Source organism: Marinitoga sp. 1154, assembly GCF_013363285.1.
Taxonomy (GTDB): Bacteria; Thermotogota; Thermotogae; order Petrotogales; family Petrotogaceae; genus Marinitoga.
Genome location: NZ_LBFB01000027.1, coordinates 1 through 24,821 on the forward strand (window position 1 = coordinate 1; position 24,821 = coordinate 24,821).

The following is a 24,821-nucleotide window of genomic DNA, read 5'->3' on the forward strand; positions in this document are numbered from 1 at the left end:
GTATCACCTCCAATAAGTTTTGGGTACAATATAATAATACTACAAAAGTAAATCAACACCAAGTGTGGGGGTGATGCCCTTTTTCGAAATAGCTTATAATCAATATTCTGTAAATTGAATTTACACATATTAAATGAATAGGGGTGGAAACATGAATGAGATTATTTTAGGTGTTATTCAAGGATTAACAGAATTTTTACCAGTTTCAAGTTCGGGGCATCTTGCATTGTTCTCGAAATTGATAAATTTTAATCCTAATGTTTCGTTTTTTGCTTTTTTACATTTAATGACATTTTTTGCTGTATTGCTATTTGTATATAAAGAAGTATGGTTTATATTAAAAGGAATTTTCACACTCGATAAAGAGGCATGGAACCTTGCTTTGAAAATAATTGTGTCTACTATTCCTGCTGCAATTATAGGTATTTTATTTGAAGATCAAATAAGTGAAGCTTTTTCATCTTTAAAAATTGTGGGATTATTTTTTCTATTTACATCTATAGCTATGATTTTGTCTGATAAATTTAAAGGCAATAAAAATTTAATTGATATTAGTTATATTGATGCAATAATTATCGGGTTATTTCAAGCGGCGGCTATTTTCCCTGGAATTTCCAGAAGCGGTTTTACATTATTTGGCGCCTTAATATTAAACATAAAGAAAGAAGATGCATTAAAATATTCATTTTTAATGAGTTTGCCTGTTACTTTTGGAGCTGGACTATTGGAAATAAATAAAGTAACCTTTACTATGCCTGTTATATATTCTGGAATTTCAACATTTATTTTTGGGGTTTTTGGTTTATATATATTAAAAAAGACTGTAATTAATGGGAAACTCAAATATTTTGGATATTATACTATTTTTACTGCTATATTAAGTTTTATTATTGGGTGATTTTATGAAATTGCTTTTAACAGGAAAAATGGGAATAGGTAAAAGTACCATTTTAAATAAAGCAATAAATAAATATAATATAAAATACGGCATATTTACAAAAAAAAGTGATAAATATCTGTATGCATATTTGTTGAATTCGAATAAAAAATATATTATAGGAGAAAAAACATTACTTGGTATGAGTATAAATTATGCTGGATTTGAATTGATAACATACGAATTAAAGAAAATAACATTTCCAGATTTTTTTGTTGTTGATGAAATAGGCTTTTTGGAAGAGAAGTATGTACCATATTTGAATGAATTAGAAAGAATTATAGAGGAAAGTAGAAATTTTATAGGGATAATAAGATTATTTTTTCATGAAAGGTATTACTTTTTAAAAGATTTGCCTATTATAGAAATTACTGAAGAAAATAGAGAAAATATAGAATTATAAAAATAAAAGCTCCGGATTCCTCCGGAGCTTTTATGAAACCATATATCTATATGGAATCGGGGGATGGGGATTTCAAAATTATTATATCTTAGATATATTAATTCAAAGTTACGAAAATAAGACAATTTTATATAAAAGGTAACTTTTTATATAGTCTGCTTTTGTACATAATATGAAAAAAATTTCACACTAAAAAGTGAGAATTTTTAATTTATTTAAACATAATCATTAAAATTTGAGATTTATGATATAATATAACTGATAAAACTAGAATAAAATATTTAAAATAAATTGAAAAGCGAGGGGAAAGAAATGGCGAAAAAGATTAGAGGATTAGGTGGAAGAAGTTTAAAAGGTTCTGGAGGAAAAAAGAATGATATAATGAAATTGATGCAAGAAGCACAAAAAACACAAGAATTAATGGAGCAAGAAATGAAAAAGTTTGAAAATGAATTATCTTTAAAAGATTTTGAAGCAACAAGTGGTGGTGGGGTGGTAAAAGTTATAGTTTCAGGAGATTTAAGAATAAAAGATATTGAAATTTCAGATGAACTTGAAGATGAAGAATTTGAAATAATAAAAGATATGATCATTGCTGCAGCCAATGAAGCTTTAGAAAAAGCAAAAAAGTTTAAAGAAGAAGAAACAGAAAAAATTTCCCAAAAATATTTAGGTGGATTGAATTTAGGGCTATAATTAACATTAATTAAATATAATTATCGATAAAAATTTATAATAGTAAAATATTAATTTCAAATAAGAGAACTATAATATACTTAGAGAAAAAAATAACAAAATTCAAATTTACTATAAATTCAGGAGGTGTTCTTATTATGGCTATTAAGATTGCTATTAACGGTTTTGGGAGAATTGGGAGAGTAGTATTTAGAGAAATGATGAAAAGAGAAAATTTTGAAGTTGTGGCTATTAACGATTTGACAGATCCAAAAACATTGGCTCACCTGTTAAAATATGATAGTGTTCATGGGAAATTTGATGGAACTGTGGAAGTTTCAGAAGATGGTTTTGTTGTAAATGGAAAAGAAATAAAAGTATTTGCTGAAAAGAATCCTGCAAATTTACCATGGAAAGATTTAGGAGTAGATATTGTTATTGAATCAACAGGTGTTTTTAGAAATAAAGAAAAAGCTATGCCACACATAGAAGCAGGGGCTAAAAAAGTTTTAATTACTGCTCCAGCAAAAGGAGAAGTTGATTTAACAGTTGTGCTAGGAGTAAATGATGAATTGTTATCAAAAGAACATGTAGTTGTTTCAAACGCATCCTGTACAACAAATTCAATAGCTCCAGTAATTAAAGTATTAAATGAAAAATTTGGTGTTAAAACGGGGTTATTGACAACAGTTCATTCTTTTACAAATGACCAGAGAGTATTGGACTTGCCTCATAGTGATTTAAGAAGAGCAAGAGCAGCAGCTGTGAATATTATACCGACAACAACAGGTGCAGCTAAAGCTGTAGGTGTAGTTATTCCAGAATTAAAAGGAAAATTGGATGGTATTGCTATGAGAGTTCCAACTCCAGACGGTTCAATTACAGATTTAACAGTAGTTGTTGAAAAAGAAACAACAGCAGAAGAAATAAATGCGGTAATGAAAGAGGCTTCAGAAACATACTTAAAAGGTATTTTAGGATATAATGAAGATATGATTGTTTCTTCTGATATTATTGGAACAACATTTTCGGGAATTTTTGATGCAACATTGACAAAAGTTATGGATGGTACATTAGTAAAAGTAGCTTCGTGGTATGATAATGAATATGGATATTCTGCAAGAGTTGTGGATTTAGCAGAAAGATTAGCAGAATTAATATAAATTACTAAAATAGGGGGCTGTTAAGTCCCCTTTTTAAAAATATGAAAAAGGGGGAGAGTATAATGGAAAAAATGACAATAAAAGATATAGATTTAAAAGATAAAAAAGTGATTATGAGAGTAGATTTTAATGTTCCAATGAAAGATGGTGTAATAACAAATGATAAAAGAATAAAAGCAGCATTACCCACTATAAAACATGTGTTGAATGAAGGTGCGAAGGTTATATTATTGTCTCATTTAGGAAGACCAAAAGGAGAACCTAAACCAGAGTTTTCTCTAAAACCAGTAGCAGATAGATTATCTGAACTACTAAATCAAGAAGTGAAATTTGTTCCTGAAGTAATTGGAGAAAAGGTTAAAAATGCTGTTAATGAATTAAAAGAAGGAGAAGTATTATTATTAGAAAACACAAGATATATGAAAGGTGAGACGAAAAATGATTTAGAATTAGCCAGAGAATGGGCTAATTTAGCAGATATTCATGTAAATGATGCATTTGGTACTGCGCACAGAGCACATGCCTCAAATGTTGGAATTGCTCAATTTATACCAAGTGTTGCAGGATTCTTAATGGAAAAGGAAATAAAATTTTTATCGAAAGCTACATCTAGTCCTGAAAAACCATATATTGTAATTTTAGGAGGAGCTAAAGTTTCAGATAAAATTGGAGTTATAAATAACTTATTGGATAAAGCTGATAAAATATTAATTGGTGGAGCCATGATGTTTACATTTTTAAAAGCATTAGGAAAAGAAATAGGCTCTTCGAGATTTGAAGAAGATAAAGTTGATCTTGCAAAGGAATTGTTAGAAAAGGCGAAGGAAAAAGGTGTTGAATTAGTATTACCAGTTGATGCTATAATTGCTCAAAAATTAGAAGCTGGTGTTGAAAAGAAAATTGCAAAAATTGAAGATGGAATAGAAGAAGGATGGATGGGCTTAGATATAGGACCAGATAGCATTAAATTATTTAAAGATAAATTAGCAGGTGCAAAAACTGTTGTATGGAATGGACCAATGGGTGTATTTGAAATAGAAGATTTTGCAACTGGAACTAAAGAAGTTGCTAATATGGTTGCAGATATTACTGAAGAAGGTGCTATTACAATTATTGGTGGTGGAGACAGTGCAGCTGCCATTGAATTGTTTGGTTTGGAAAGAAAAGTATCTCATGTATCAACTGGTGGTGGTGCATCATTAGAATTTTTAGAAGGAAAAGAATTACCAGGAATAGCAAGTATTGCATCTAAAAAAAAAATAAATAAAAGAAGATATATATTAGCTGGGAACTGGAAAATGAATAAAACCAATTTAGAAGCAGCTGAATTCATTTCAAAATTGACAGCAAATATAGGCAAGGAAAAGAAATTTGACATTATAATTGCGCCAACATTTTTAGCATTAGAAAAAGCTGTTGATTTGACTTCAAGTACTAATATAAAAGTATCTGCACAAAATATGTATTTTGAAAATTCTGGAGCATATACAGGAGAAATTTCGGCAGGGATGTTAAAATCTATAGGTGTTGAATTTGTAATATTAGGCCATTCAGAAAGAAGAAATATTTTTGGAGAAACAGATGAGATAATAAATAAAAAGATAAAAAAAGCATTGGAAAAGGGATTGACACCTATTTTCTGTATTGGAGAGAAGCTTGAAGAAAGAGAAAAAGGATTAACCTTTAATGTTATTGAAAAACAAATAAAAGAAGGATTATACGGATTAGATAAAGGTGAAGTTCAAAAAATAATCATTGCTTATGAACCAGTTTGGGCAATTGGTACTGGAAAGGTTGCAACACCAGAACAGGCTGAAGAAGTTCATGCATATATTAGGGAGTTGTTATCAGAAATATACGATTTAGAAACTGCAGAGTCCATAACAATATTATATGGGGGAAGTGTGAAACCTGATAATTATTTCGGATTATTTACAAAACCAAATATAGATGGTGGACTGGTTGGTGGAGCATCATTAAAAGAATCATTTATAGAATTAGCAAATATAATGAAAAACATAATAATATAAAAAAACATAGCAGGAATACCTGCTATGTTTTTTTATATTTATAATTATATTTTTATATCTTTTATCTTTTTTTGCATATTTAACACATTTTTAATTACAGAATTTAATGTTGAAATTGTATTTATTAACTCCAACATTTCTTCTTTTGACATAGATAAATTTCCGAGATTATTTTCCAACAAAACAGAATTAGAATGAAGAGAATCTATTAATTCATCAAGGAAACTTTCATTTTTTTCAAGTATCTCTAAAGAACTCTCTGTAACCTCAGCTATAATGTTAAAAAGTTCTGATATATAATTTATTTTCTCTAACACATTTTTTATTTCATAAGATAAAATATTAATTTTTTCATTTATTTTTTTTGCACTTTCATTTGTTTCAGTGGATAATTTTTGTATTTCTTCTGCAACTACGGCAAATCCTCTTCCGTGTTCTTTTGCTTTTGCTGCTTCAATAGATGCATTTATTGAAAGCATATTAGTTTTTCTTGCAATTTTATTTATATTTTTTGTTATTCCAATAACTTCGTCAAAATTACTCAAAGCATCAGAAACCATATTAATTGACTCGTTAACATCATTTTTAACGTCATTTAAATTATCGCCAATTGTACTCAGTTTTTCGATGATGTTTTTATTTAAAATGGATATTTTATCCTTTTCATTTTCGCTCTTTATTGTCATTTCTTCTATTTCTTTAGTAATTGCTTCAGTATTATCGATAGATTCGATAATTTTATTCCCCACTTTTTTAGTCAATTGTTCCGCGTTTTCAAATCTTTCGCCAATTACTTCATCCAGATTTTCAATAAAGGAAGTGAGGATGTTTTCGTGATATATACTTTCTGCGATTTTTTCTATGACTTTTTTAAAGTACTCATTTTTAAAGTTATCCTTTTTCACTTTACCACATCCTAATATATCTCATTTATAATGTCAATACCGCATTTTAAATCTTTAAACCAATTTAAAAATTGATTATACTCATTTCTTTTGAACAATAAACCATGTTGAGGAGTCATCATTTCTACATCAAATTTTGAGACTATCTCAATCCATTTTTTTGCGGCAATATTCGAAGACATATATCTTTTATGAAATCCTTCCATATATTGTTTATATTCATTAAAATTTTCAACAAATATTTTATCTTCGGATGGTTGGACAACACCGACACCAATATCACCTGAAAATAATATTTTTGAAATTGGATCATATAAGGTAAAATTACCAAGTGAATGTAAAAAATGAGCAGGAATAATTTTTAACGAATAACCATCTGAAAATTTAATTTCTCCTCCTTTATCTTTAATAGGAACAAGATTGGAAGAATCAAAAACTCCAAAATGTGGCAAAAATCTTTCCCATAATGCAGAAATATAAATTTTTACATTATCTAAAGTAGAACTCCATAAAGCAATACCAGACGACACATCAGGATCTTGATGTGTATAAAATATTGCTTTTATCTTATCAGTGGATATATGTTCGGAAACATTTGCCAGTACTCTTGGGAAAACATGAACACCACCTGGATCTAATAAAACACCTTCATCATTATGAATAATTAAAAATTGATTGGTAAAAATACCTTCAAGATTATTTATTTCTACACCTAAATAGATAAATTTATGGTTATCATTTTCAAATAAAACAACGGAATTCGACATCGAAAAACCTCCTTTTAGTTTAAACCAACTATATAAAATTAAGTAGTTTCATTTAACAAATCATATTATTATTTTATGTAATTTTATAAAAATTTGACTTAAAAATTGCCAAAAGTCATCCAGAATAATTTTTTTACAAAAATAGGTTTTTCAGGATTTTGAATGTTAAAAATCATCAATCCGTTTTTTCCATCAGCAACATATAAATAGTTGTTTTTTACATATAAATCTTTAGTGTTTCCGGGTGTATCAATAATTGATAAAATTTTTCCATTATTAGTATCAAAAATTGCAAATCCATTTTCACCTAAAGCTGCAAATCCTAAATCTTTAAAGATGCGTACTTTTAATATACCCTCATCGTTTATTTTTATAACGTTTTCAATTGATGGATTTTCAGGATCTTTTATATTTATTATATAAATTCCGGGTTCTCCAACAGGAACAGTTTTATTTTTTAAAACTGTATATTTCCAATCTACAGCCAGATAAGCCTTGTTTTTATAAATTTCAATATCTTTTGCAAATCCATTGATTCTAAATTTTGGTAGTAAATGTTTTACGTTTCCATTATCTAATTTAAAAGTTTCAAATCCAACATCGTCTGTAGAAAGGAAAATATATTTATCTTTTTTGGCTAAATCCATGGTTCTACCAATTACTCTATTTATAGAAAGAATTTTTGGCTTATTTTTGTTTGTAATATCTAATATTACTAAATCCTTATAACCATCGGCAATAAATGCTAAATTATTTTCAACTATAAAATTATTAGTATAACCCAGAATAACATTATTGCCTTCTTTAACATCCACATAATTTGATAATAATTTCAAATTTTTCATATTGGATATATCAAAAATAGTAAATCCGTTTTGCCTATCTGCAATGTATGCATAATTGTTATGCGCAAATACACTTACAGCATCGTTTAAGGTTTTTTCCAATTTTTTTGGCAATAATTTTAAATTTAAAGTTTTTCTTGAAGAAAGTTCTTTGGGATTTTCAGGGTTACTAATATCAAAAATTATCAATCCATCTTTTCTATCAGCAGCATATAAATAATTATCTTTTATGTACAAACCTTGGAGATCAGTATGATTATTAAATATTTTTACCAATTCTGGCTTTTGAGGATTAGAAATATTAAAAATTTCCAATCCTCCCCAGTCGTCAGTAACTATTAAATAATTGTTATTTATCATTTTTAGATCAATAGGTGTATTTAAAGTATAATATTGAAAAATTGGCTTTATTTTATCATTTTTATTTTTAGCAGGTTTGTTTATATCTTTTAAATTAAACACTTCTAATCCGTACCATCTATCAGTTACATATAAATAATTTCCATATTTTAAAATAGCATTAGCTCCGCCTCCAGTATCAACGGTTTTAACTAAAAAAGGAAGTAATTTAAAAGATATATCAAATATAGAAATTCCTTTTGCTCCATCTAAAGTATAAAGGTATGAACCATCAATATAAATTTTTTGAACATCTCCACCTGTTTTTAAATGTCTCATATATTTATAAGAATTTCCAGATTTTGAATAAATGGCTAGGCCTTTTATACCATCAGCAACATATAAATAATTTTCTGAAAATGAAAAATCATAAGTTTCACCTATTGAATTAATTCTAAAAGCTTTTACCACTTTATTTCCACTTATTTTAAATGGAATAATTTCATTATTATATACAGAAACATAAATAATATTTTCGTATTGTTTAATTTGGGTTGGAAAATTTTTAAGAGTAAAAATCTGAAATTTATTGATTTTTAAATTAATAAAATAGATTTTATTAGACTTTAAGCCAATAACCATAAAATCATTATTTGAAAAAAAAGCTGTAACTTTAGAATCGAAGAATAGTGGTAAATTTTTTATATTAAAAATGTTTGGATATGAGGCAATTAATTTAGGTTTCAATGGGTTCTCAAAATTAATCAAACTAATACCTTCCTCATAACTATTGATAAAAAGAGATTGATTTGCTACCACAAAAATAGATATTATTAAGAACATACTTAAAAGATAAGTTTTTATTTTCATATTTAAAAACTTCCCCCTTTCAAAATTTTATTTTCTTATTTATAGTATACCAGAAAAAAACTAAAATTTGACGTTTTAATATTAAAAATGGTAAAATAATTATAAATATTATTCTTTAGGAGGATGGAAATGTTTGCAAAAAAATACAGAGTATATGGTAGAGTTCAGGGAGTTGGCTTTAGATGGTTTATTAATAAGATTGCAAAATCATTAGATATAAACGGATATGTAATGAACATGTCAGATGGTAGTGTTGAAATATGGGCTGAAGGAAATATTGAAAACATAGAAAATTTAAAACAATACATAATTAAAGGCAATGGATTTTCTTATGTTGAAAATATTATTGAAGATAATGTTTCTCCAAAAGGATATACATATTTTTCAATAAAATATTAATCTTTGAAAGTGGTGATATAAATGTGGGAAAACATTTTAAAAAAAATATATGAAAATAAAGTTGAGGGATTAGGGATATTGCCTCATTATCAAGAGTATTCTATTTTAAATATAATTAATTGGGTTATTTATAATTTTGATGGAATTCCTTTTTATAAACCATATCCAATACCTCATAAAAATAAAAAACATATAGTTTTATTTTTAGTTGACGCAATGAGTTATAATACATTTAAATTAGTCTTAAGAGAAAAGAAAGATGAATTCAAATATTTAACAAAGAATCAATTTTTTCCGGCAACGTCTGTATTTCCTTCAACAACAGCCAATGCAATTACAACACTGATGACGGCACAAGCTCCTGCGGATCATGGGATTTTAGGATATACGTTATTTTTAAAAGAATTAGGATCTTTAGTTAATATGATAGATTTTTCTCCATTAGTCGGAGGAAAGGGGGCATTTGAGCCATTTTTGGTAAATGATTTATTAGAAGTAAAAACGATTGATGAAATTTTAGAAAAATTAGAGGTAAAAACATTTACCCATACACATTCAGATATTGTAAATAGCGGATTGAGTAAAATTCATAATAAAGGAAGTAATATAAAAGGGTACAAATCTTTAGTTGAAATGTTTGGTATGGTTTTAGATAAGCTTGAAAGTTTTCATAATACAGGCTATAAATCATTTCAATTTGCATATTATGGTTATGTTGATGGTATTGGTCATAAATATGGGGCAAAAGATATTAAATATAAAACACAAATATACTGGTTTTTAAAAATGTTTGAAGATGAATTTTTGAGTAAAATGGATAAAAAAATACGTGATGATACAATTATTATAATTACAGCAGATCATGGAATGCTCGAAACGCCTTTGATTAAGGAGATAAGATTTTCAAATGAGAGCGAAATCTCCAAATATTTATGGATTCCGCCAGGTGGTGAAATGAGAATGATGTATTTTTATACAAAAAATAAAAAATTCTTTTATGAATTTTTTAATTCAAAATATAAAGACTTTGGTAATCTTATAGATATAGAAGAGGCAGAAAAAATAAATTTGTTTGGAGCAAAACTAAACAATAAATATAAAGAAAGGGTTGGGGATTATGTAATGATATCAAAAAGTAATTATAGTTTTGTTTATAAGTATGGTGGCTCTTTTGTGCATTTAAAAGGAAAACATGGAGGATTATCATTTCATGAAATGATTGTGCCTGTTATAATTTTTGGGTAATATAAATATTATTATAAGAAAGATAAAATAAGAAAATATTGTAAATGAGAAAATATTATAAATAAGATTTTTATGTAATAAAAAAGAAAATATAGAGGCTAAAATTCCTCCAATAGAAATCATAAAAAACATATGTTTTATTATAAAATAATATTCATTTACATTAAAAAAAGACACACTATATAATATAGTTGCATTCCATATTATATTTTGAATTGTTATATTTAATAGTATAAAAAATATCAATTGATTTTTGAAAAATGTAAACAAGCTTAAAAAGCTAATAAACATTAGTAAGAAAATCAGGGTAAAGAGGGTATTTCTCATATCAAACTTATTATATAAAAAAGCCGAAACAATAAAACTAAATACAAAAAAACCAGAAAAAAGAATTAAATATAAATTTGAAATTGAGATGTCTTTGAAAATAGTCATTAAAATATATTTAATGTTTATTATAAAAATATAATAACTGCTTCCAATAATTAAGTAAATAGTCATAAACAATATGGATAATGCTTTCTTTTTTATTGAAAAATTATCTAAAGAAATATGTTTGTTATGACGAATATTTGGTAAAAAATTTATACTGATAATTATAAAGACACCATTTATAAGTGAAAAAAAAGCGAATTTCCAGCCTAAAATTTGTACGAAATAATAAGAAAAAAATGCAGCAGAAATAATTCCTGAAGTTCTTCCGCTTTCTAAAGCGAAGCTGGTAATATTATGTTTAGATTTATAATAATGGTAATAAAAATTTATATAACCAAATAAATATCCAAACCCAATACCTGTAATAAATCTAATTATAGAAAAATAAAATATATTTTTTGAAAAGAAAATAAATATGTTTATTAAAACAGAAACGATTAATAAAAAATAAGTGCTTTTTTTATATTTGATTTTATGGGTGGATATATAAATTCCCAGGCACATGCCAGCAAAAACTGGAATATTCAATAAAGATAAAAATTTTGAGGAAATATTAAAAAAATTTTGTAATTCTACAGAAAGGAATCCTTGAATAACAACACCATATGTAATGTATAAAAAAGTTAGGAAAATAATAGGAAGTAAAATATGTTGTAATGCTTTCATTTTGAATTCATAAAAATATTTGTTCATAATATCCACTCCAATAATAATTTAGATTGTCTAAAAAGTCAAATTCACTCAGACAGCTCGATTGCTAATCCTTAAAATTATTCATTCTCAGCCGTCGCTCAAACAATACATCGTGTATTGTTTCGCTCAAAATTACATCCATGTAATTTTGACGGCTTACATTCACGCTTAGATTTTTTAATATAAAAAATCTAAGGGAAAAGGATTTATAATTATATAATAAAAATCTTTTATCCTATACCCGCGGTAGCGTGTAAGGGCAATCTTCGAGCCTTCGTTTCATTTGAGACTTTTTAGACAGCCTAATAATAATTTAGAACATCTAAAATTATATAATATAGGTAACTAAAAGTCAATAATAAAGTATTGACTAAATAATATAATTATGGTATAATACTCGCGATATCGGGGCGTGGCGCAGATGGGAGCGCGTTTGCATGGGGCGCAAAAGGTCGCTGGTTCAAGTCCAGTCGCCCCGACCAATGCCAACCAGTAAGGTTGGCATTTTTTTATAATTATTAGGAATGACTTTTTATTTTATAGAACAATAAAATGGATAGAACAATAAATTAATTGAGAATTATAGAGGTGATTGAGTTGAGATTAAAACTTATAATACTTGCAATATCTTCATTTATAGTAATAATGACAGGCATAGTTGTAGTACCTATAATATTTAAAAATGAACCACCTTCAATTCCTGAATTGTATTCACCAGTTAATGGTGCAACAGAAATACCTGTTAATACAGTTTTTACATGGAATGCAAGTGATCCAGATGGAGATAGTTTGACATATGATTTATATCTTTCAACAGATAAAAATAAATTAACTCCAGTTGCGTCAGACTTATCTGAAACATCTTTTTCCAAAATATTAAATTATAATAAAACGTATTACTGGAAAGTAGTGGCCAGAGATAAAAAAGATAAAAGTGAAAGCGAAATTTGGTTTTTTAGTACAGAAAATGCAATACCGCTAAAACCACATTCTCCCAATCCGAAAGATGGAGAGATAAATGTTCCTTTAATAACAACGTTAAGCTGGAAAAGTGAAGATTTAGATGGAGATAAAATATATTATGATGTTTATTTAGGCCGTTCTATAGATACAATGAAGCCAATAGCTACCGGTATAGAAATTCCATCAATAGAAGTTAATTTGAAAGAGAATGCCAGATATTATTGGAAAATAGTAGTAAAAGATGGGCATGGAGGCATTCGTTATGGTGATATATGGGTATTTCAAACAAAATCTGTAAAAAAGTTAGGGAAACCATTTGAACCAATACCAACCAATGGAGCAACAAATTTAGAAACAAATATTACATTAAAATGGAAATATGAAGGGAAAGAAGCACTTTTTGATTTGTATCTTGGATTAAAACCACAGAATTTGAATTTAGTTGCACAAAATTTAGGATATCAATTTTATGATATGTCAGTTGATTATGGAAAGGTTTATTATTGGAAAGTTGTAGCAAAATCAGGAAATGAAGAAAAAGAAAGTTCAATATGGAATTTTTCAACAAAGCAATTATTAATAAAAGAACAAGCAACTGAGGAGTCAACTGAAACATCATTAATAACAGTTGAAAGTAGTGTTATAACAATACAATCAACTCAAACAGAAAAGAATATAAATATTGCTCAATCAAAAACAAATCAAACACAAAATATTGAAAATAAAAATAAAAAATATGTATATACTACTGGTAGTGGAATAGGGATGTATATTATTGATGTTACAGATCCTGAAAAACCAAAAATAATAAATCATGTATACACCGAAGGATGGGCGGTTGGTTTATATGTAAGAGATAAGCATGCATACATAGCAGATTGGATAAATGGTGTTGTGGTAGCTGATATTAATGATATAAAGAATCCAAAAAAAGTTACAAAATTAGAAACATTTGGGAAAGTTTATTCGATATTTGTAAAAAAAGATGTGGCATATATTTTAGAAGGAAGTTCAGGAATGGAAATTGCTAAAATAGAAAAAGATTATTCATTAAAAACTATGAGTTATCTTGAATTGCAAGGGGCATCGGGAAGGATATTTGTAGAAAATAATTATGCATATATACCAATGGGATATGATGGATTTGTTATTGTAGATGTTTCTGATGAGAAAATTCCGAAGCTATTGAGTTATTTTGACGCAGAAGGATTCGCATATAATGTTGTGGTGGAAAATGATATAGCTTATCTGGCAGATGGAGGTAAAGGGTTAAAAATAATAAATGTAAAGGATAAGAAACATCCAAAATTAGTATCTAAATTAACTCTTGAATCAGAATGGGCGAGGGTATTTGTCTCAAATGATATAGTTTTTTATGCACAAGGTAATAAAGGATTTTCCTTAATAGATGTTTCTAATAAATCAAAGCCAATATTATTAACGACTATTGATACAAAAGGTTTTTGTTATGGAGGATATATAAGAGATAATTATTTATATGTAGCAGATGGTGAAAATGGGCTTTTAATATACGATATATCTGATCCTGAAAAACCAATTTTATTATCGAATTTAACAAATTTATATTTACAGAATATTATATTAGAAGTTAAATAATATTGAACTAAATTAAATATATTTAGTCTAAAAATATGATGAGACCTCTTTTGTGGTATAATTAAAAAAAGGCCACAGAGAGGTGATTTTCTTGAATGAAAAAAAATTGGTAGAAAAATTAAAAAAGAAAGACAAAGAAGCATTTGAAGAATTATATAATATATATGCGCCAAAAATATATGTAACATTAAAGAAATTTGTTGATATAAGTGAAATAGAAGATGCTCTTCAAGAAGTTTTTTTTAAAATTTTTAAGGGAATACATACATTTAGAGGAGATTCTAAATTATCCACATGGATATATCAGGTTACTGTAAATGTAGGGAAAGATTATATTAGAAAGAAAAAGAAAAACATAGTTGAAAATATAGATTTAACAGAAAATTATACAGAAGGATTTGGATTACAACCAGAAGCTGATGTAAATGTGTCCAGTGAAGTATTAAATGAAATGGAAATGGATAAAATAACAAAAATAATGGATAAACTTTCTGAAGAAGATAGACTTTTAATAAAGTTGAGGGATATAGATGGGTTAAGTTATGATGAAATTGCCGAAAAATTAAATAAACCATTGGGAAGTGTAAAAAGCCGGTTGCATTATGCAAGAAAAAAATTCCAAAAACTCTTGAAGGAGGAAAATCTTGTATGATTGATGAAAGAAGATATGATTTATTAAATAAAATACTTGATGGAGAATACATTGAACAAATGGATCAATCATTGGAAGATGAAATTGAAAAATATAAAATGTATGTAAAAGCATATTTTCTTTCACAGGAAAGCTATGCTATTGTTAATAGATGTAAAAAAACAATAATATCTAAAATTATTGTAAGTTTGGATATGGAGGATTAAAATGAGAGAAATATTTATTGTTAATTCTATTGAAGGAGAAAAAGTAAAATTAATAAGCACAAGAAGTTCAAGTTGCGAAAGTTGTTCGCTAAATGGTGCATGTAATTTAACTGGTAGCAATAGTGAAAGGTTAATGACAATTGAAAAAAAGGAGTTTAGAAAGATTCCAGATATAGGTGATTACGTGGTAATTGAAATACCAGATTTTTCAATCTCAAAAATATCATTTATAATTTATGGTTTTCCTTTAACTTTATTTATAGCCTTGTTGGTAATAACATATACTTTAACCAAAAACGATACACAGGCATTTGTCGCAGGGATAGTTGGGTTGGCAATTGCTTATGGTATCATAGCATATGTGGATAGGACAGTTTTTAAAAAGAAATATAAACCAGCTGTTGTTGAAGTATTGCCAAAATCGAAAAATTTTGATTTAAAATTAGGAATAATCAATAATTAAAAATACCCACCAGGTTGTGGGTATTTTTTATAAATATTCATCTCTTTTTTTGAGAAATAAAGAATAAATTTATCAATAAAAAACTAGAAGAAATTATCATAAGGGCAATACCCACATTAAATTTATCAGATAAAAATCCAACTATAGGAACTATAATAGCAGCTAAAATGGTTTTTAATTGTGATTCTGCAGATAAAACAGAAGCCAAAATATTACTATTGATATTTTCAGAAATATATGCAACTCCTATAGGTCGTCTTAAATTTTCAATTAGATATATTCCAAGATAAAAAATAATTGACATAAATAACCAATTTGAATTATAGGTAAATCCACTTATAATACCAAAAATAAAACCTAAATTCATTGTAATAAGTAATGGATTTAAAAGATTTTTAAAATGTTCCGAAAATTTTCCAGATTTTCTTGAAAAAAATGAAGTGAGTAAATAAATTATAAAATAAACTATACCAATTACAATTGCCGAGCGCTTTTCATTTTCCAGATACATAAAAATAGGTAGAGATAGTGCAAACGTTTTTAATACTGGTTGCAAAAAGTCTTTTATAGCAGAATAAAAGCCGCTATATGTTGCAGTTAAAAGAATACTCCTGAATAAATTAAAACTTTTAAAAGACATAGCAAATTCATATATCACGCATGAAAAAGATTGTTTAAAATTTTTCCAGTTGAATTCTTTTAATTCTCCGTCAAGCTCTTTAGGATAAGTTAGCATTAAAATCAAATCAAGAACATATGGAATAACAGAAATTAAAAATACAGTTTGGTAATTTCCAGAATAAAAAACAATTCCAGCTGCCAGCAGTGAAGAAATAGCAGAGCCTAATTGAGAACAAGAACGCGTATTTCCATAGTAGTAAACCTTCAAATTCTGCCAGCCTTTTATTTTTAAATACTCCAAAATCATTGCCTTATGAGTTCCAGATCTAAAAGCTTCTCCAAAAGCATATAAAATCATAGAAAAAGTAAATAAATAGAAGCTTTTAGAAATATAGAAAATCAAAAAAGAAATGATATAACTTGAAAAAGAAAATACCATCGAGCGGCGTCTTCCAATAGAATCTGCAACAATACCTGTTGGTATTTCGAGTATATTTGTAGAAATCTTCATTACAGAATATAATAATCCTATTTGAAAATAAGATAATCCCTTTTCTAAAAAGAATAAAATTAGAAATGGTTCGAAAAATCTTAAATTTTTCAGAAAACCATAAGTGCAGAATTTATAAAATTGAAGATCCTTGAATTTTTTGTCCATAATTTCACCCCTGAAAATAAACTTTGTATAATCATTAGAATATGATATTCAAGAAATCAGATTTACTCACAAAAATTTTCCACGCCATGTTTTTTATGATACCACTTTCTTACTTTTTCTCCAAATCTCAATTGGTGTGTGTTAAAAAACTATATATAAAATATAAAGAAATATTGAATATTATATAATATAAAAAACCCCGTTAAACGGGGGGTTAATAAATAATTTATTTTGAACATTTTAGAATTAAAGTTACTCTAAAACAACATTGTAATTAATTTTTGAACAGAGGTGTTATATCAAATAATGAAACCATTAAGGATAAACCCTGTATAATGTTCTTGCAAAAGGAATTGCTTCTCTAATATGTTTTAATCCGCAAATCCAGGCAACGGTTCTTTCAATGCCAAGGCCAAATCCACTATGTGGAACAGAACCAAATTTTCTTAAATCAAGATACCATTGATATCCTTCAACAGGTAAATTGTTTTCTTTTAATCTTTCTATAAGAACATCTTCCTGCCAGATTCTCTCTGAAGCGCCTATTATTTCGCCATATCCTTCTGGAGCTATCATGTCATCACATAAGACAACATCCGGGTTTTCTGGATCTGGTTGCATATAAAATGCTTTTACTGATTTTGGATATTTTTCAATAATTACAGGTCTATCAAATTCTTCGGAAATTAAAGTTTCATCGTCAGCACCTAAATCTTCACCCCATTTAATATCTGAACCTTTTTTATTCAATAATTTTATAGCTTCTGTATATGTAATTCGAGGAAATGGAGCTTCAATTTTTTCTAACTTACTGATGTCCCTATCAAGTGCAACTAAATTTTCAGAAGCATTTTCTAAAACTTTTTTTACAATATATGATACTAAATCTTCTTGCAATTTCATATTATCTTCATGTTTGTAATATGCAACTTCAGCCTCATTCATCCAAAATTCTATTAAATGTCTTCTGGTTTTCGATTTTTCTGCTCTAAAAGTTGGCCCTAAATTATATACCTTCCCTAAAGACATTGCAGCAGCTTCGAGATATAATTGACCTGTCTGGGCGAGATAAACCTTTCCATAATCAAAATATTCTATTTCAAATGTATTTCCTGCACTCTCTCCTATTGATCCTGTGAATATAGGTGTATCAATTAAAATAAAATCATTGTTATTATAAAATTCCCTAATAGCTTTAATGATTTCGTGTCTTACTTTTAAAATGTGAAATTGTCTTCTTGATCTGAGCCATAAATGTCTATGTTCCATCAAAAAGTCTATTCCATGTTCTTTTTTGGAAATTGGATAGTCTTCAACAGGGTTATGAATAATTTCAACTTCGTCTATATGTAACTCAAAACCAACAGGTGATCTTTGATCTTCAACCACAGTACCTCTGACGATTAAAGAACTTTCCATTTTTAATTTCTTTACTTGTTGATATTTTTCTTCACCTAATGTAGCTTTTTCAACAATCCCCTGGACAAATCCAGTACCATCTCTTAACTGCAAAAAGGCTATTTTTCCACTTGCTCTTTTATTCCATAACCATCCTCTAAATTCAATCTTTTTACCAATATACTTTTTCATATCCTTTATATATACCCATTCCATTTTTCTCCCTCCCAAAATTTTAGTTTTTATATATTATAACATATTCTATGTTATAATAAAATTAATTAATCTTTAGAAAGGGGGCATAATTGTGAATAATTTAAAGGATAGATTTGCAGGTGCTTTATTTGGATTGATTGTCGGAAATGCTTTAGGGGCTCCCTATAAAAATATAGATGTAGAACATATAAAGGATTTTTCGAGTGGTGGAGTATATAATTTAAATGCAGGTGAATGGACTGATAGTGCTTCAATGGCTTTGTGCCTTGCAGAAAGCTTAATTGAAGATGGGTTTGATTTGAAAAGTCAGATGAGAAAATATATAAAATGGATAGATGAAGGTTACCTATCATCAAAAAATAAGGCATTTGGTATAGATAACCAGACAATGGAAGCTCTTGTATATTATGAAAATAATAATTCTTTTGTTGAAATTACAGAAAAGGATTCCAATAAACCATTGGCAAGGTTAGCGCCTGTTCCAATGTATTTTAAAAATTCATTTAAAGATGCTATATATTATTCCGGACAAAGTGCCTATACAACCCATAATAATATATTTACAATACATTCTTGCAAATTGTTTGGAGGAATATTACATCAGGCTATTAATGGAAAAGATAAACAATTTTTGATGGATGAAGTGCATAAGCATATGGATTTGATATATGATGTTAAGTTGAGAATCGTTGATATTAAATATAAAAGTGAAAGCCAGATAATATCTTCCTCAACATCTCTTGATTCGCTTGAAATTGCATTATGGTCTTTTTATAATACAGATAATTTTAAAGATGCTGTTTTAACAGCTATAAATTTTAAAGGAGATACTGATACTATTGGGGCAATAATAGGTCAATTAGCAGGAGCGTATTATGGATTTAATGAAATTCCAAAATTATGGGTATTAAAGATTGCGAAAAAAGATTTGATTATAGATACAATAAAAAGATTATATAATAAAATCTCCCGTTGAGGGAGATTTTATTATATTACCCATTTTCCGTTTTTCATAATTAACTCTTCTTTTCCATTTTTTATACCGTATACATTCATCTCTTCATTTCCAATCATAAAATCAACATGTGTAATGCTATTATTTAAACCAACAGTTTTTAATTCTTCTTCATTCATATTTTCACCATTTTCAACACACGTAGAATACGCTCTTCCAAAAGCAAAATGTGAAGCAGCATTTTCATCAAATAATGTATTGTAAAATACTACATTCAATTGATAGATTGGAGAATCAACAGGAACTAAAGCAACTTCTCCAAGATAACTAGCGCCTTCATCTAAAGATATAGCCTGTTTTAATATATCTTCACCTTTTTCTGCTGTTACTTTAACAATTTTTCCATCTTTAAATTCCATTGTAAAACCATCGATTACGTTTCCACCGTATACCAATGGTTTGCTATTTCTAACATATCCGTTTACTTTATTTTTATGAGGTGCTGTAAATACTTCTTCAGTTGGAATATTTGGAAGGAAAACAATTCCATCTTCATTTTTTTGGGCACCGCCTAACCATTTGTGATTTTTTGGTAATCCTACAGTTAAATCAGTACCAGGGCCTTCATATCTTAAATAATCATATTGTTTATTATTTAAATATTTTGTTTTTTCTTTTAAATTATTTAAATGTTTATTCCATAATTGAATGGGGTCTTCATTTTCATTAACTCTAACGATTTTTAATATTGCATTCCATAATTCTTGTATAGGGTTATCAGAATTAGGAAATACTTTTTCTGCCCATTTTTTTGAAGGAACAGCACCAATTGACCATGAAACTTTATCGGCCATTATAACTTTTGATACATCCTTCATAGCAGTTTGCCTTGTTTTGGAATATTGTCCAATTTTTTGTGGATCAATTGTTTTTAATATATCAGGGTCAGAACCTATAATACTTAAAAATGCCCCTTTTTTATCACAAAAATATTTTGCCATATCTACTTCCCATTGATGAAATTCATTTAACAACTCATCATTAGCATATTTTAATTTTAAAAATAACATATATTCATCGTTATATACTGTATATACTTCTTTTGCTCCAGCTTCGTAAGCTTTTTTTGCAACTATTCGCGTGAAATCTACAGCATCTATTGTAGATCTTAAAAAAACTCTTTGCCCTTTCTGTACATTAATTCCCACTTTTACTAAAAGTTCAGCGTATTTTTCCATTAATTTTTCCATTATGTTTCCTCCTTAAATAATTTTAATTGTTCAGCTTTTAAAGGATATCCTTCCATTAACTTTATTTTTAATTCAGTTTTTTCAATTAAATCTTTATATTCAGAAAATTGTTTTAAAGATGATAGAATTTGTTTTTTGAAAAGAGTAAAATAATCTATTTCAAAATCATTATATAATAATTTTTTGAAATCTTCAAGATGTTTCCTTTCAATACTAGCAGATATATAATAAATCTTTCCACTTTGATTCTTATTAAAAATATTTTTTATAGTTTCAAAATGCTTGAAATTATAATACTTTATATAATAATATAATAATCTATCATCATAATTAAATTTAAAATTATAAACTTTTTCCATAAAAATAGCAGATCTTATATGGTTTGGCAATGTTTTATATTTTGTAAAATCTTTTTTTCTAATACTTTTTATTATAGCAATATCTTCTAATGGGAATTTTTTTAGTTCGTTGTAGTAAAATATAAAATCATCCATTTTTAATTCATTATCTAACGCTTTTAAAAAGAGAGAAGATAAGATATTTTTCAAAATATCTGGAGTATCTTTTCGTACAATTTCCACACCATGTGTGATGATTTTCCTGTCAAAATCATATCCAAAATATCGTTTTTTTACTCCAAAAAAACGAACTCGTTTATAAATTTTATCAACTTCCATATTTAAAGTGCATTCAATTTTCTCTTTTGTAAATTTGGTTATTAATTCTTTTTGAATACTTTCATTAATATAATTTGTTAAAAAATTTCCTATTTCCAAAATATCTTTTTTATTCAGTTTTTCATCACATTCTATATAGTTAAAAGAACTGTCTGTATCGGAATAAAGCACTTTTGTTTTGAAATCAATATATCTTCCATTTATAGATATATTTTTAAAATGATGATTATTCAATTCGTTATTTACAAATCTTAATGCAGATCTTGCGGCAGCTAAAATAGCCAGATAAATTCTTGTATCATGAAGTGCAAAATTATCAGTTCCTAATACTCCATATATTGAATTTAGAAGTATTTTATAATTATATTGTTTAATATCATATATAACGTAGTTAGGGTCGTCAGGATCTGTATTTTTTTTTAATTCTTTATAATATAAACGTTCTTTTAAAAAGAATTTTATTAATGCAGGTATTATTCCCTCTTTTTTTAGAGAAAACTTCAAAGGTCTATAAACATCGTTTTCTTCTTCAACAAGAATTCTTCCAAGGTCTATATGTCTTTCATTATAATTCGAACTATACACAAGTGTTTCTGGAGAAATATTATAGGTAGCAATTATATTTGGATAAAGAGAGGTAAAATCTAGTACAATAACATTATCAAATGTTTTATTTGGTGGAGTTAAAACAATAGCACCTGTTATTTTTATATCATTTTTTTCTCTTTCATAAAATCTAAAAGTAATTTTATTTTTTAAAATAAATTGTTGAATAAAATGTTCAATAGAAATAGAAGTTCCAAATAACAAATTATATGGAATCCTTATTAATGATTGTAGAGAACATATCAAACCTATTAATTTTAATTTATTCTCAAGTTCTACGAGGATTTCAACATCTCTAAAAATATAATCAATAAATTTTCTCATATCTTTATTATAATAATTGAATCCCTTATATTCGGTTTTGCCTAATATTTTGTGATGTTTGGCAACAATATCTAATTTGTATGATGCGGGCTTATCTAAAACATATCGTCTATATAATTCAAGGTAATCTATTAAATTTATTCCGGGAATATTATTATAAAATCGGCCATCACTTTGATATGAAGAGTGTTTTAAATATGGAATTGCACTTAAATTTATATTATAAATATCGGCTCTTTTTATTAAATAAGGAATATCAAATCCATTTGAGAACCAGCCTGTTATAATATCAGGTTGGTCCTTTTTTATTATTTCACTAAAATATTTCAACATATTTTTTTCAGAATCAAAAAATATAATATTTTTATTAGAATAGAGTTTTTTATTATATACAACAAAAGCGTAATATTCATTTTTATAAGTATCATAATATGTAATTGAAGTAATATAACCACTATAATCATCCACGTTTTCACTTGTAATTTCAATATCTAAAAACCAAACTTTTTTATCATCAGGATTTTCAGATATGTTTTTGCTAAATATATTCATTATGTTTTTTCCATACAAATAAATATTATTTTTTTCCAATTCATCAGAAATCTTCTTAAATAGATTATAAGAAATGTCAAGAGTTGTGTTTATCAAATTTTTTCCATATATATCTTTCCAATTAAAATCAATGTTAACAAAACTTTTTATTCTGTATTTAGACAGAATTTTTTCAACTTTATCTATATAAACATCTTCAAAGATTAAATTAAAATACTTATATTCTTTTTTAAGTTTAGAATTAATATTTTCTTTAAAATAAAATTCCTTAGTTGAAGGGTCTTGCCATATTGAAGTTATCATATATTTATCACCACTGTGGTATAATTATTTATAATCTAAAATTATCAGGAGGGATAATATGAAAATTATTAAATATGATTCATTAGAAAAATTATCAGAAGTAAATTTTGATGCGAGAAAATTATTAACCTCAAAAAAATTAGAAATAGTTTTAATCAGTTTAGAATCAGGAGAAGTTGTAAAAAAACATTCCACACCATTTGATGCAATATTTTTTATTTCTAAAGGAAAAGGTGTAGTTGAGTTATCTGATGAAAAAATCGATGTAAATGAAAATGACATGATTTATTGTGATAAAAATATTGAGCATGGAATAATAAACAATTCTAATGACAGATTAAACGTATTAGTGATTAAATTACTTAATTAATAATAGTAAAAATGTTGAAATTAGTGAAAAATAATGAATTTTGTGTTTTAGATATAAACCTAATCCAAAAAGCGAAGATAGAATTATAGAAATTGTCATATACAATATTATTATAACCGAAAAAAGTAATTATTATGTTAAAGAAAAATTTGAGACTTGTATTTATCCCGAAAGAACAATATCATTAACACGCTGCAAGCGAAAATATCTGTTTTTCAAACATTTAAAGCGTTCTAAAAAATTAAGTTTTTAATTTTTTAGAGTTATTTTTAAAATCTAATTTTTTAATCAAATAACCCACCGTAGATGTGAATATTTTCTTTGAAAATATTGAAAAGTTATTATTTAAAATAATAAATTACGATGTCTAAAAAGTCAAATTCACTCAGGCAGCTCGATTGCTTATCCTTAAAATTATTCATTCTCAGCCGTCGCTCAAACAATACATCGTGTATTGTTTCGCTCAAAATTACATCCATGTAATTTTGACGGCTTCCATTTACGCTTAGATTTTTTAGGATAAAAAATCTAAGGGAAAAAGATTTATAATTATATAATAAAAATCTTTTATCCTATACCCGCGGTAGCGTGTAAGGGCAATCTTCGAGCCTTCGTTTCATTTGAGATTTTTTAGACAACTTAATTTTAAAATATTAAATTTTTATCTTATAACCCGCCGTAGGCGTGTAACACCGGAGGTGAATCATGAGAAGATTCTGTACAAGTGGACCTGTTGATAAAAAGACATGTTATTATGTTGAGCGACCAGATATAATGGAAGAAGCACTTGACCATATAGAAAATTGGAGATATTTTACAGTATCGGCACCAAGACAGAGTGGAAAAACAACATTATTAAATGATATAGTTGAAAAAATAAAAGATAAATATTTACCAATATTTATATCTTTTGAAAGTTACGGGAAAAAAAGTTTAAAAAGTTTTTTAAAAACCATTATCAGAGATATAGAAGATGACATTGAATATAGATATAATCAAAAAATTGAATTAAAAACATTAGAAGAACTGGATGAAATAAGAGAAACAATATTAGAAATATATAAAAAAACAAACAAAGAAATAGTATTAATGATAGATGAATTTGAAAGATTAGATGAAAATATAATGAATGAATTTTTGCATATAATACGAAGTATATATCACAAAAAACAAATATACAAACTCAGAAGTGTAATATTAATAAGCGTAGGATATCTAAGTGGAATATTAGAAGACAATGCCAGTCCATTCAACATAGCAGAACACTTAGAAGTGCCATACTTT

General features: G+C 26.9%; 21 protein-coding genes and 1 tRNA gene. 15 read left to right on the top strand and 7 right to left on the bottom strand.

What is annotated here, in order from left to right; genetic code table 11:
- Positions 1 to 151: 151 nt before the first annotated feature.
- From XO12_RS09810 to tpiA, 5 genes are all read left to right on the top strand, one after another.
- Complete coding sequence (locus XO12_RS09810; protein ID WP_047266174.1) at positions 152 to 898, top strand: undecaprenyl-diphosphate phosphatase; 747 nt, start codon at positions 152 to 154, stop codon at positions 896 to 898.
- 4 nt (positions 899 to 902) lie between these two features.
- The gene (locus XO12_RS09815) at positions 903 to 1,340 is read left to right on the top strand and encodes a nucleoside-triphosphatase (protein ID WP_047266175.1); all 438 of its coding nucleotides are present in this window, start codon (positions 903 to 905) and stop codon (positions 1,338 to 1,340) included.
- 312 nt (positions 1,341 to 1,652) lie between these two features.
- The gene (locus XO12_RS09820; RefSeq protein WP_047266176.1) at positions 1,653 to 2,036 is read left to right on the top strand and encodes a YbaB/EbfC family nucleoid-associated protein; all 384 of its coding nucleotides are present in this window, start codon (positions 1,653 to 1,655) and stop codon (positions 2,034 to 2,036) included.
- 137 nt (positions 2,037 to 2,173) lie between these two features.
- Positions 2,174 to 3,178 carry a type I glyceraldehyde-3-phosphate dehydrogenase gene (gap, locus tag XO12_RS09825; protein ID WP_047266177.1) on the top strand — a complete coding sequence of 335 codons (1,005 nt, stop codon included), beginning with the start codon at positions 2,174 to 2,176 and terminating at the stop codon, positions 3,176 to 3,178.
- Between the two features lie 62 nt (positions 3,179 to 3,240).
- Positions 3,241 to 5,208: a triose-phosphate isomerase gene (gene tpiA / locus XO12_RS09830; RefSeq protein ID WP_047266178.1), complete on the top strand. Its 1,968-nt coding sequence runs from the start codon at positions 3,241 to 3,243 to the stop codon at positions 5,206 to 5,208.
- A gap of 44 nt (positions 5,209 to 5,252) precedes the next feature.
- Here the strand turns inward: tpiA and XO12_RS11360 are convergent, their stop codons facing one another.
- The 3 genes from XO12_RS11360 to XO12_RS09845 form a co-directional block, all read right to left on the bottom strand.
- A complete protein-coding gene (locus XO12_RS11360) occupies positions 5,253 to 6,113 on the bottom strand; it encodes a methyl-accepting chemotaxis protein (RefSeq protein ID WP_047266179.1) in 861 nt (286 codons plus the stop codon).
- An 11-nt stretch (positions 6,114 to 6,124) separates the two neighbouring features.
- A complete protein-coding gene (locus XO12_RS09840; protein WP_047266180.1) occupies positions 6,125 to 6,880 on the bottom strand; it encodes an MBL fold metallo-hydrolase in 756 nt (251 codons plus the stop codon).
- A 98-nt stretch (positions 6,881 to 6,978) separates the two neighbouring features.
- On the bottom strand, positions 6,979 to 8,934 hold the full coding sequence (locus tag XO12_RS09845; RefSeq protein WP_175420212.1) for a hypothetical protein: 1,956 nt from the start codon (positions 8,932 to 8,934) through the stop codon (positions 6,979 to 6,981).
- Positions 8,935 to 9,063: 129 nt separating this feature from the next.
- Between XO12_RS09845 and XO12_RS09850 the strand changes: the two genes are divergently transcribed.
- The 7 genes from XO12_RS09850 (at position 9,064) to XO12_RS09880 (ending at position 15,607) form a co-directional block, all read left to right on the top strand.
- Positions 9,064 to 9,333 (top strand): acylphosphatase, encoded by a 270-nt coding sequence (locus XO12_RS09850; RefSeq protein WP_047266182.1) that lies wholly within the window; start codon positions 9,064 to 9,066, stop codon positions 9,331 to 9,333.
- Between the two features lie 21 nt (positions 9,334 to 9,354).
- Complete coding sequence (locus XO12_RS09855) at positions 9,355 to 10,578, top strand: alkaline phosphatase family protein (protein WP_047266183.1); 1,224 nt, start codon at positions 9,355 to 9,357, stop codon at positions 10,576 to 10,578.
- Between the two features lie 1,534 nt (positions 10,579 to 12,112).
- Positions 12,113 to 12,188: transfer RNA gene (locus XO12_RS09860), tRNA-Pro, on the top strand.
- Positions 12,189 to 12,303: 115 nt separating this feature from the next.
- Positions 12,304 to 14,286 carry a hypothetical protein gene (locus XO12_RS09865; RefSeq protein WP_047266185.1) on the top strand — a complete coding sequence of 661 codons (1,983 nt, stop codon included), beginning with the start codon at positions 12,304 to 12,306 and terminating at the stop codon, positions 14,284 to 14,286.
- A gap of 82 nt (positions 14,287 to 14,368) precedes the next feature.
- Positions 14,369 to 14,938, top strand: a complete 570-nt coding sequence (locus XO12_RS09870) for an RNA polymerase sigma factor (protein ID WP_231580393.1) — start codon at positions 14,369 to 14,371, stop codon at positions 14,936 to 14,938.
- Complete coding sequence (locus XO12_RS09875; RefSeq protein ID WP_047266187.1) at positions 14,935 to 15,144, top strand: hypothetical protein; 210 nt, start codon at positions 14,935 to 14,937, stop codon at positions 15,142 to 15,144. Before XO12_RS09870 ends, XO12_RS09875 begins: the two co-directional genes overlap by 4 nt.
- Before the next feature lies 1 nt (position 15,145).
- Positions 15,146 to 15,607 (top strand): SoxR reducing system RseC family protein, encoded by a 462-nt coding sequence (locus XO12_RS09880; protein ID WP_047266188.1) that lies wholly within the window; start codon positions 15,146 to 15,148, stop codon positions 15,605 to 15,607.
- A 37-nt stretch (positions 15,608 to 15,644) separates the two neighbouring features.
- Here XO12_RS09880 and XO12_RS09885 read toward each other — a convergent pair whose 3' ends face one another.
- Both XO12_RS09885 and asnS read right to left on the bottom strand, forming a co-directional pair.
- Positions 15,645 to 16,886, bottom strand: coding sequence for an MFS transporter (locus XO12_RS09885; RefSeq protein WP_047266189.1), 1,242 nt, complete (start codon positions 16,884 to 16,886; stop codon positions 15,645 to 15,647).
- A gap of 315 nt (positions 16,887 to 17,201) precedes the next feature.
- On the bottom strand, positions 17,202 to 18,500 hold the full coding sequence (gene asnS / locus XO12_RS09890; RefSeq protein WP_047266190.1) for an asparagine--tRNA ligase: 1,299 nt from the start codon (positions 18,498 to 18,500) through the stop codon (positions 17,202 to 17,204).
- 91 nt (positions 18,501 to 18,591) lie between these two features.
- Between asnS and XO12_RS09895 the strand changes: the two genes are divergently transcribed.
- Positions 18,592 to 19,476 carry an ADP-ribosylglycohydrolase family protein gene (locus tag XO12_RS09895; protein WP_175420213.1) on the top strand — a complete coding sequence of 295 codons (885 nt, stop codon included), beginning with the start codon at positions 18,592 to 18,594 and terminating at the stop codon, positions 19,474 to 19,476.
- Between the two features lie 11 nt (positions 19,477 to 19,487).
- Here XO12_RS09895 and XO12_RS09900 read toward each other — a convergent pair whose 3' ends face one another.
- Positions 19,488 to 20,705: an aminopeptidase gene (locus tag XO12_RS09900; RefSeq protein ID WP_047266192.1), complete on the bottom strand. Its 1,218-nt coding sequence runs from the start codon at positions 20,703 to 20,705 to the stop codon at positions 19,488 to 19,490.
- Positions 20,705 to 23,167: a DNA polymerase domain-containing protein gene (locus XO12_RS09905; RefSeq protein WP_175420214.1), complete on the bottom strand. Its 2,463-nt coding sequence runs from the start codon at positions 23,165 to 23,167 to the stop codon at positions 20,705 to 20,707. The genes XO12_RS09900 and XO12_RS09905 overlap by 1 nt, the downstream gene beginning before the upstream one ends.
- A 58-nt stretch (positions 23,168 to 23,225) precedes the next feature.
- Between XO12_RS09905 and XO12_RS09910 the strand changes: the two genes are divergently transcribed.
- Both XO12_RS09910 and XO12_RS09915 read left to right on the top strand, forming a co-directional pair.
- Entirely contained in the window at positions 23,226 to 23,537 is a 312-nt protein-coding gene (locus XO12_RS09910) for a cupin domain-containing protein (protein WP_047266194.1), read from the top strand.
- 705 nt (positions 23,538 to 24,242) lie between these two features.
- The coding region (locus tag XO12_RS09915; protein WP_175420215.1) for an AAA-like domain-containing protein at positions 24,243 to 24,821 on the top strand (579 nt) is incomplete at its 3' end.

What these genes read in the sequence shown, in the direction of transcription:
- XO12_RS09850 (WP_047266182.1), top strand. Translation starts at nt 9,064, where the DNA reads ATGTTTGCAAAAAAATACAGAGTATATGGTAGAGTTCAGGGAGTTGGC.
- XO12_RS09905 (WP_175420214.1), bottom strand. Translation starts at nt 23,167, where the DNA reads ATGATAACTTCAATATGGCAAGACCCTTCAACTAAGGAATTTTATTTT.
- XO12_RS09820 (WP_047266176.1), top strand. Translation starts at nt 1,653, where the DNA reads ATGGCGAAAAAGATTAGAGGATTAGGTGGAAGAAGTTTAAAAGGTTCT.
- XO12_RS09810 (WP_047266174.1), top strand. Translation starts at nt 152, where the DNA reads ATGAATGAGATTATTTTAGGTGTTATTCAAGGATTAACAGAATTTTTA.
- asnS (WP_047266190.1), bottom strand. Translation starts at nt 18,500, where the DNA reads ATGGAATGGGTATATATAAAGGATATGAAAAAGTATATTGGTAAAAAG.
- XO12_RS09875 (WP_047266187.1), top strand. Translation starts at nt 14,935, where the DNA reads ATGATTGATGAAAGAAGATATGATTTATTAAATAAAATACTTGATGGA.
- XO12_RS09900 (WP_047266192.1), bottom strand. Translation starts at nt 20,705, where the DNA reads ATGGAAAAATTAATGGAAAAATACGCTGAACTTTTAGTAAAAGTGGGA.
- XO12_RS09885 (WP_047266189.1), bottom strand. Translation starts at nt 16,886, where the DNA reads ATGGACAAAAAATTCAAGGATCTTCAATTTTATAAATTCTGCACTTAT.
- tpiA (WP_047266178.1), top strand. Translation starts at nt 3,241, where the DNA reads ATGGAAAAAATGACAATAAAAGATATAGATTTAAAAGATAAAAAAGTG.
- XO12_RS09910 (WP_047266194.1), top strand. Translation starts at nt 23,226, where the DNA reads ATGAAAATTATTAAATATGATTCATTAGAAAAATTATCAGAAGTAAAT.
- XO12_RS09815 (WP_047266175.1), top strand. Translation starts at nt 903, where the DNA reads ATGAAATTGCTTTTAACAGGAAAAATGGGAATAGGTAAAAGTACCATT.
- gap (WP_047266177.1), top strand. Translation starts at nt 2,174, where the DNA reads ATGGCTATTAAGATTGCTATTAACGGTTTTGGGAGAATTGGGAGAGTA.
- XO12_RS09880 (WP_047266188.1), top strand. Translation starts at nt 15,146, where the DNA reads ATGAGAGAAATATTTATTGTTAATTCTATTGAAGGAGAAAAAGTAAAA.
- XO12_RS09855 (WP_047266183.1), top strand. Translation starts at nt 9,355, where the DNA reads ATGTGGGAAAACATTTTAAAAAAAATATATGAAAATAAAGTTGAGGGA.
- XO12_RS09845 (WP_175420212.1), bottom strand. Translation starts at nt 8,934, where the DNA reads ATGAAAATAAAAACTTATCTTTTAAGTATGTTCTTAATAATATCTATT.
- XO12_RS09840 (WP_047266180.1), bottom strand. Translation starts at nt 6,880, where the DNA reads ATGTCGAATTCCGTTGTTTTATTTGAAAATGATAACCATAAATTTATC.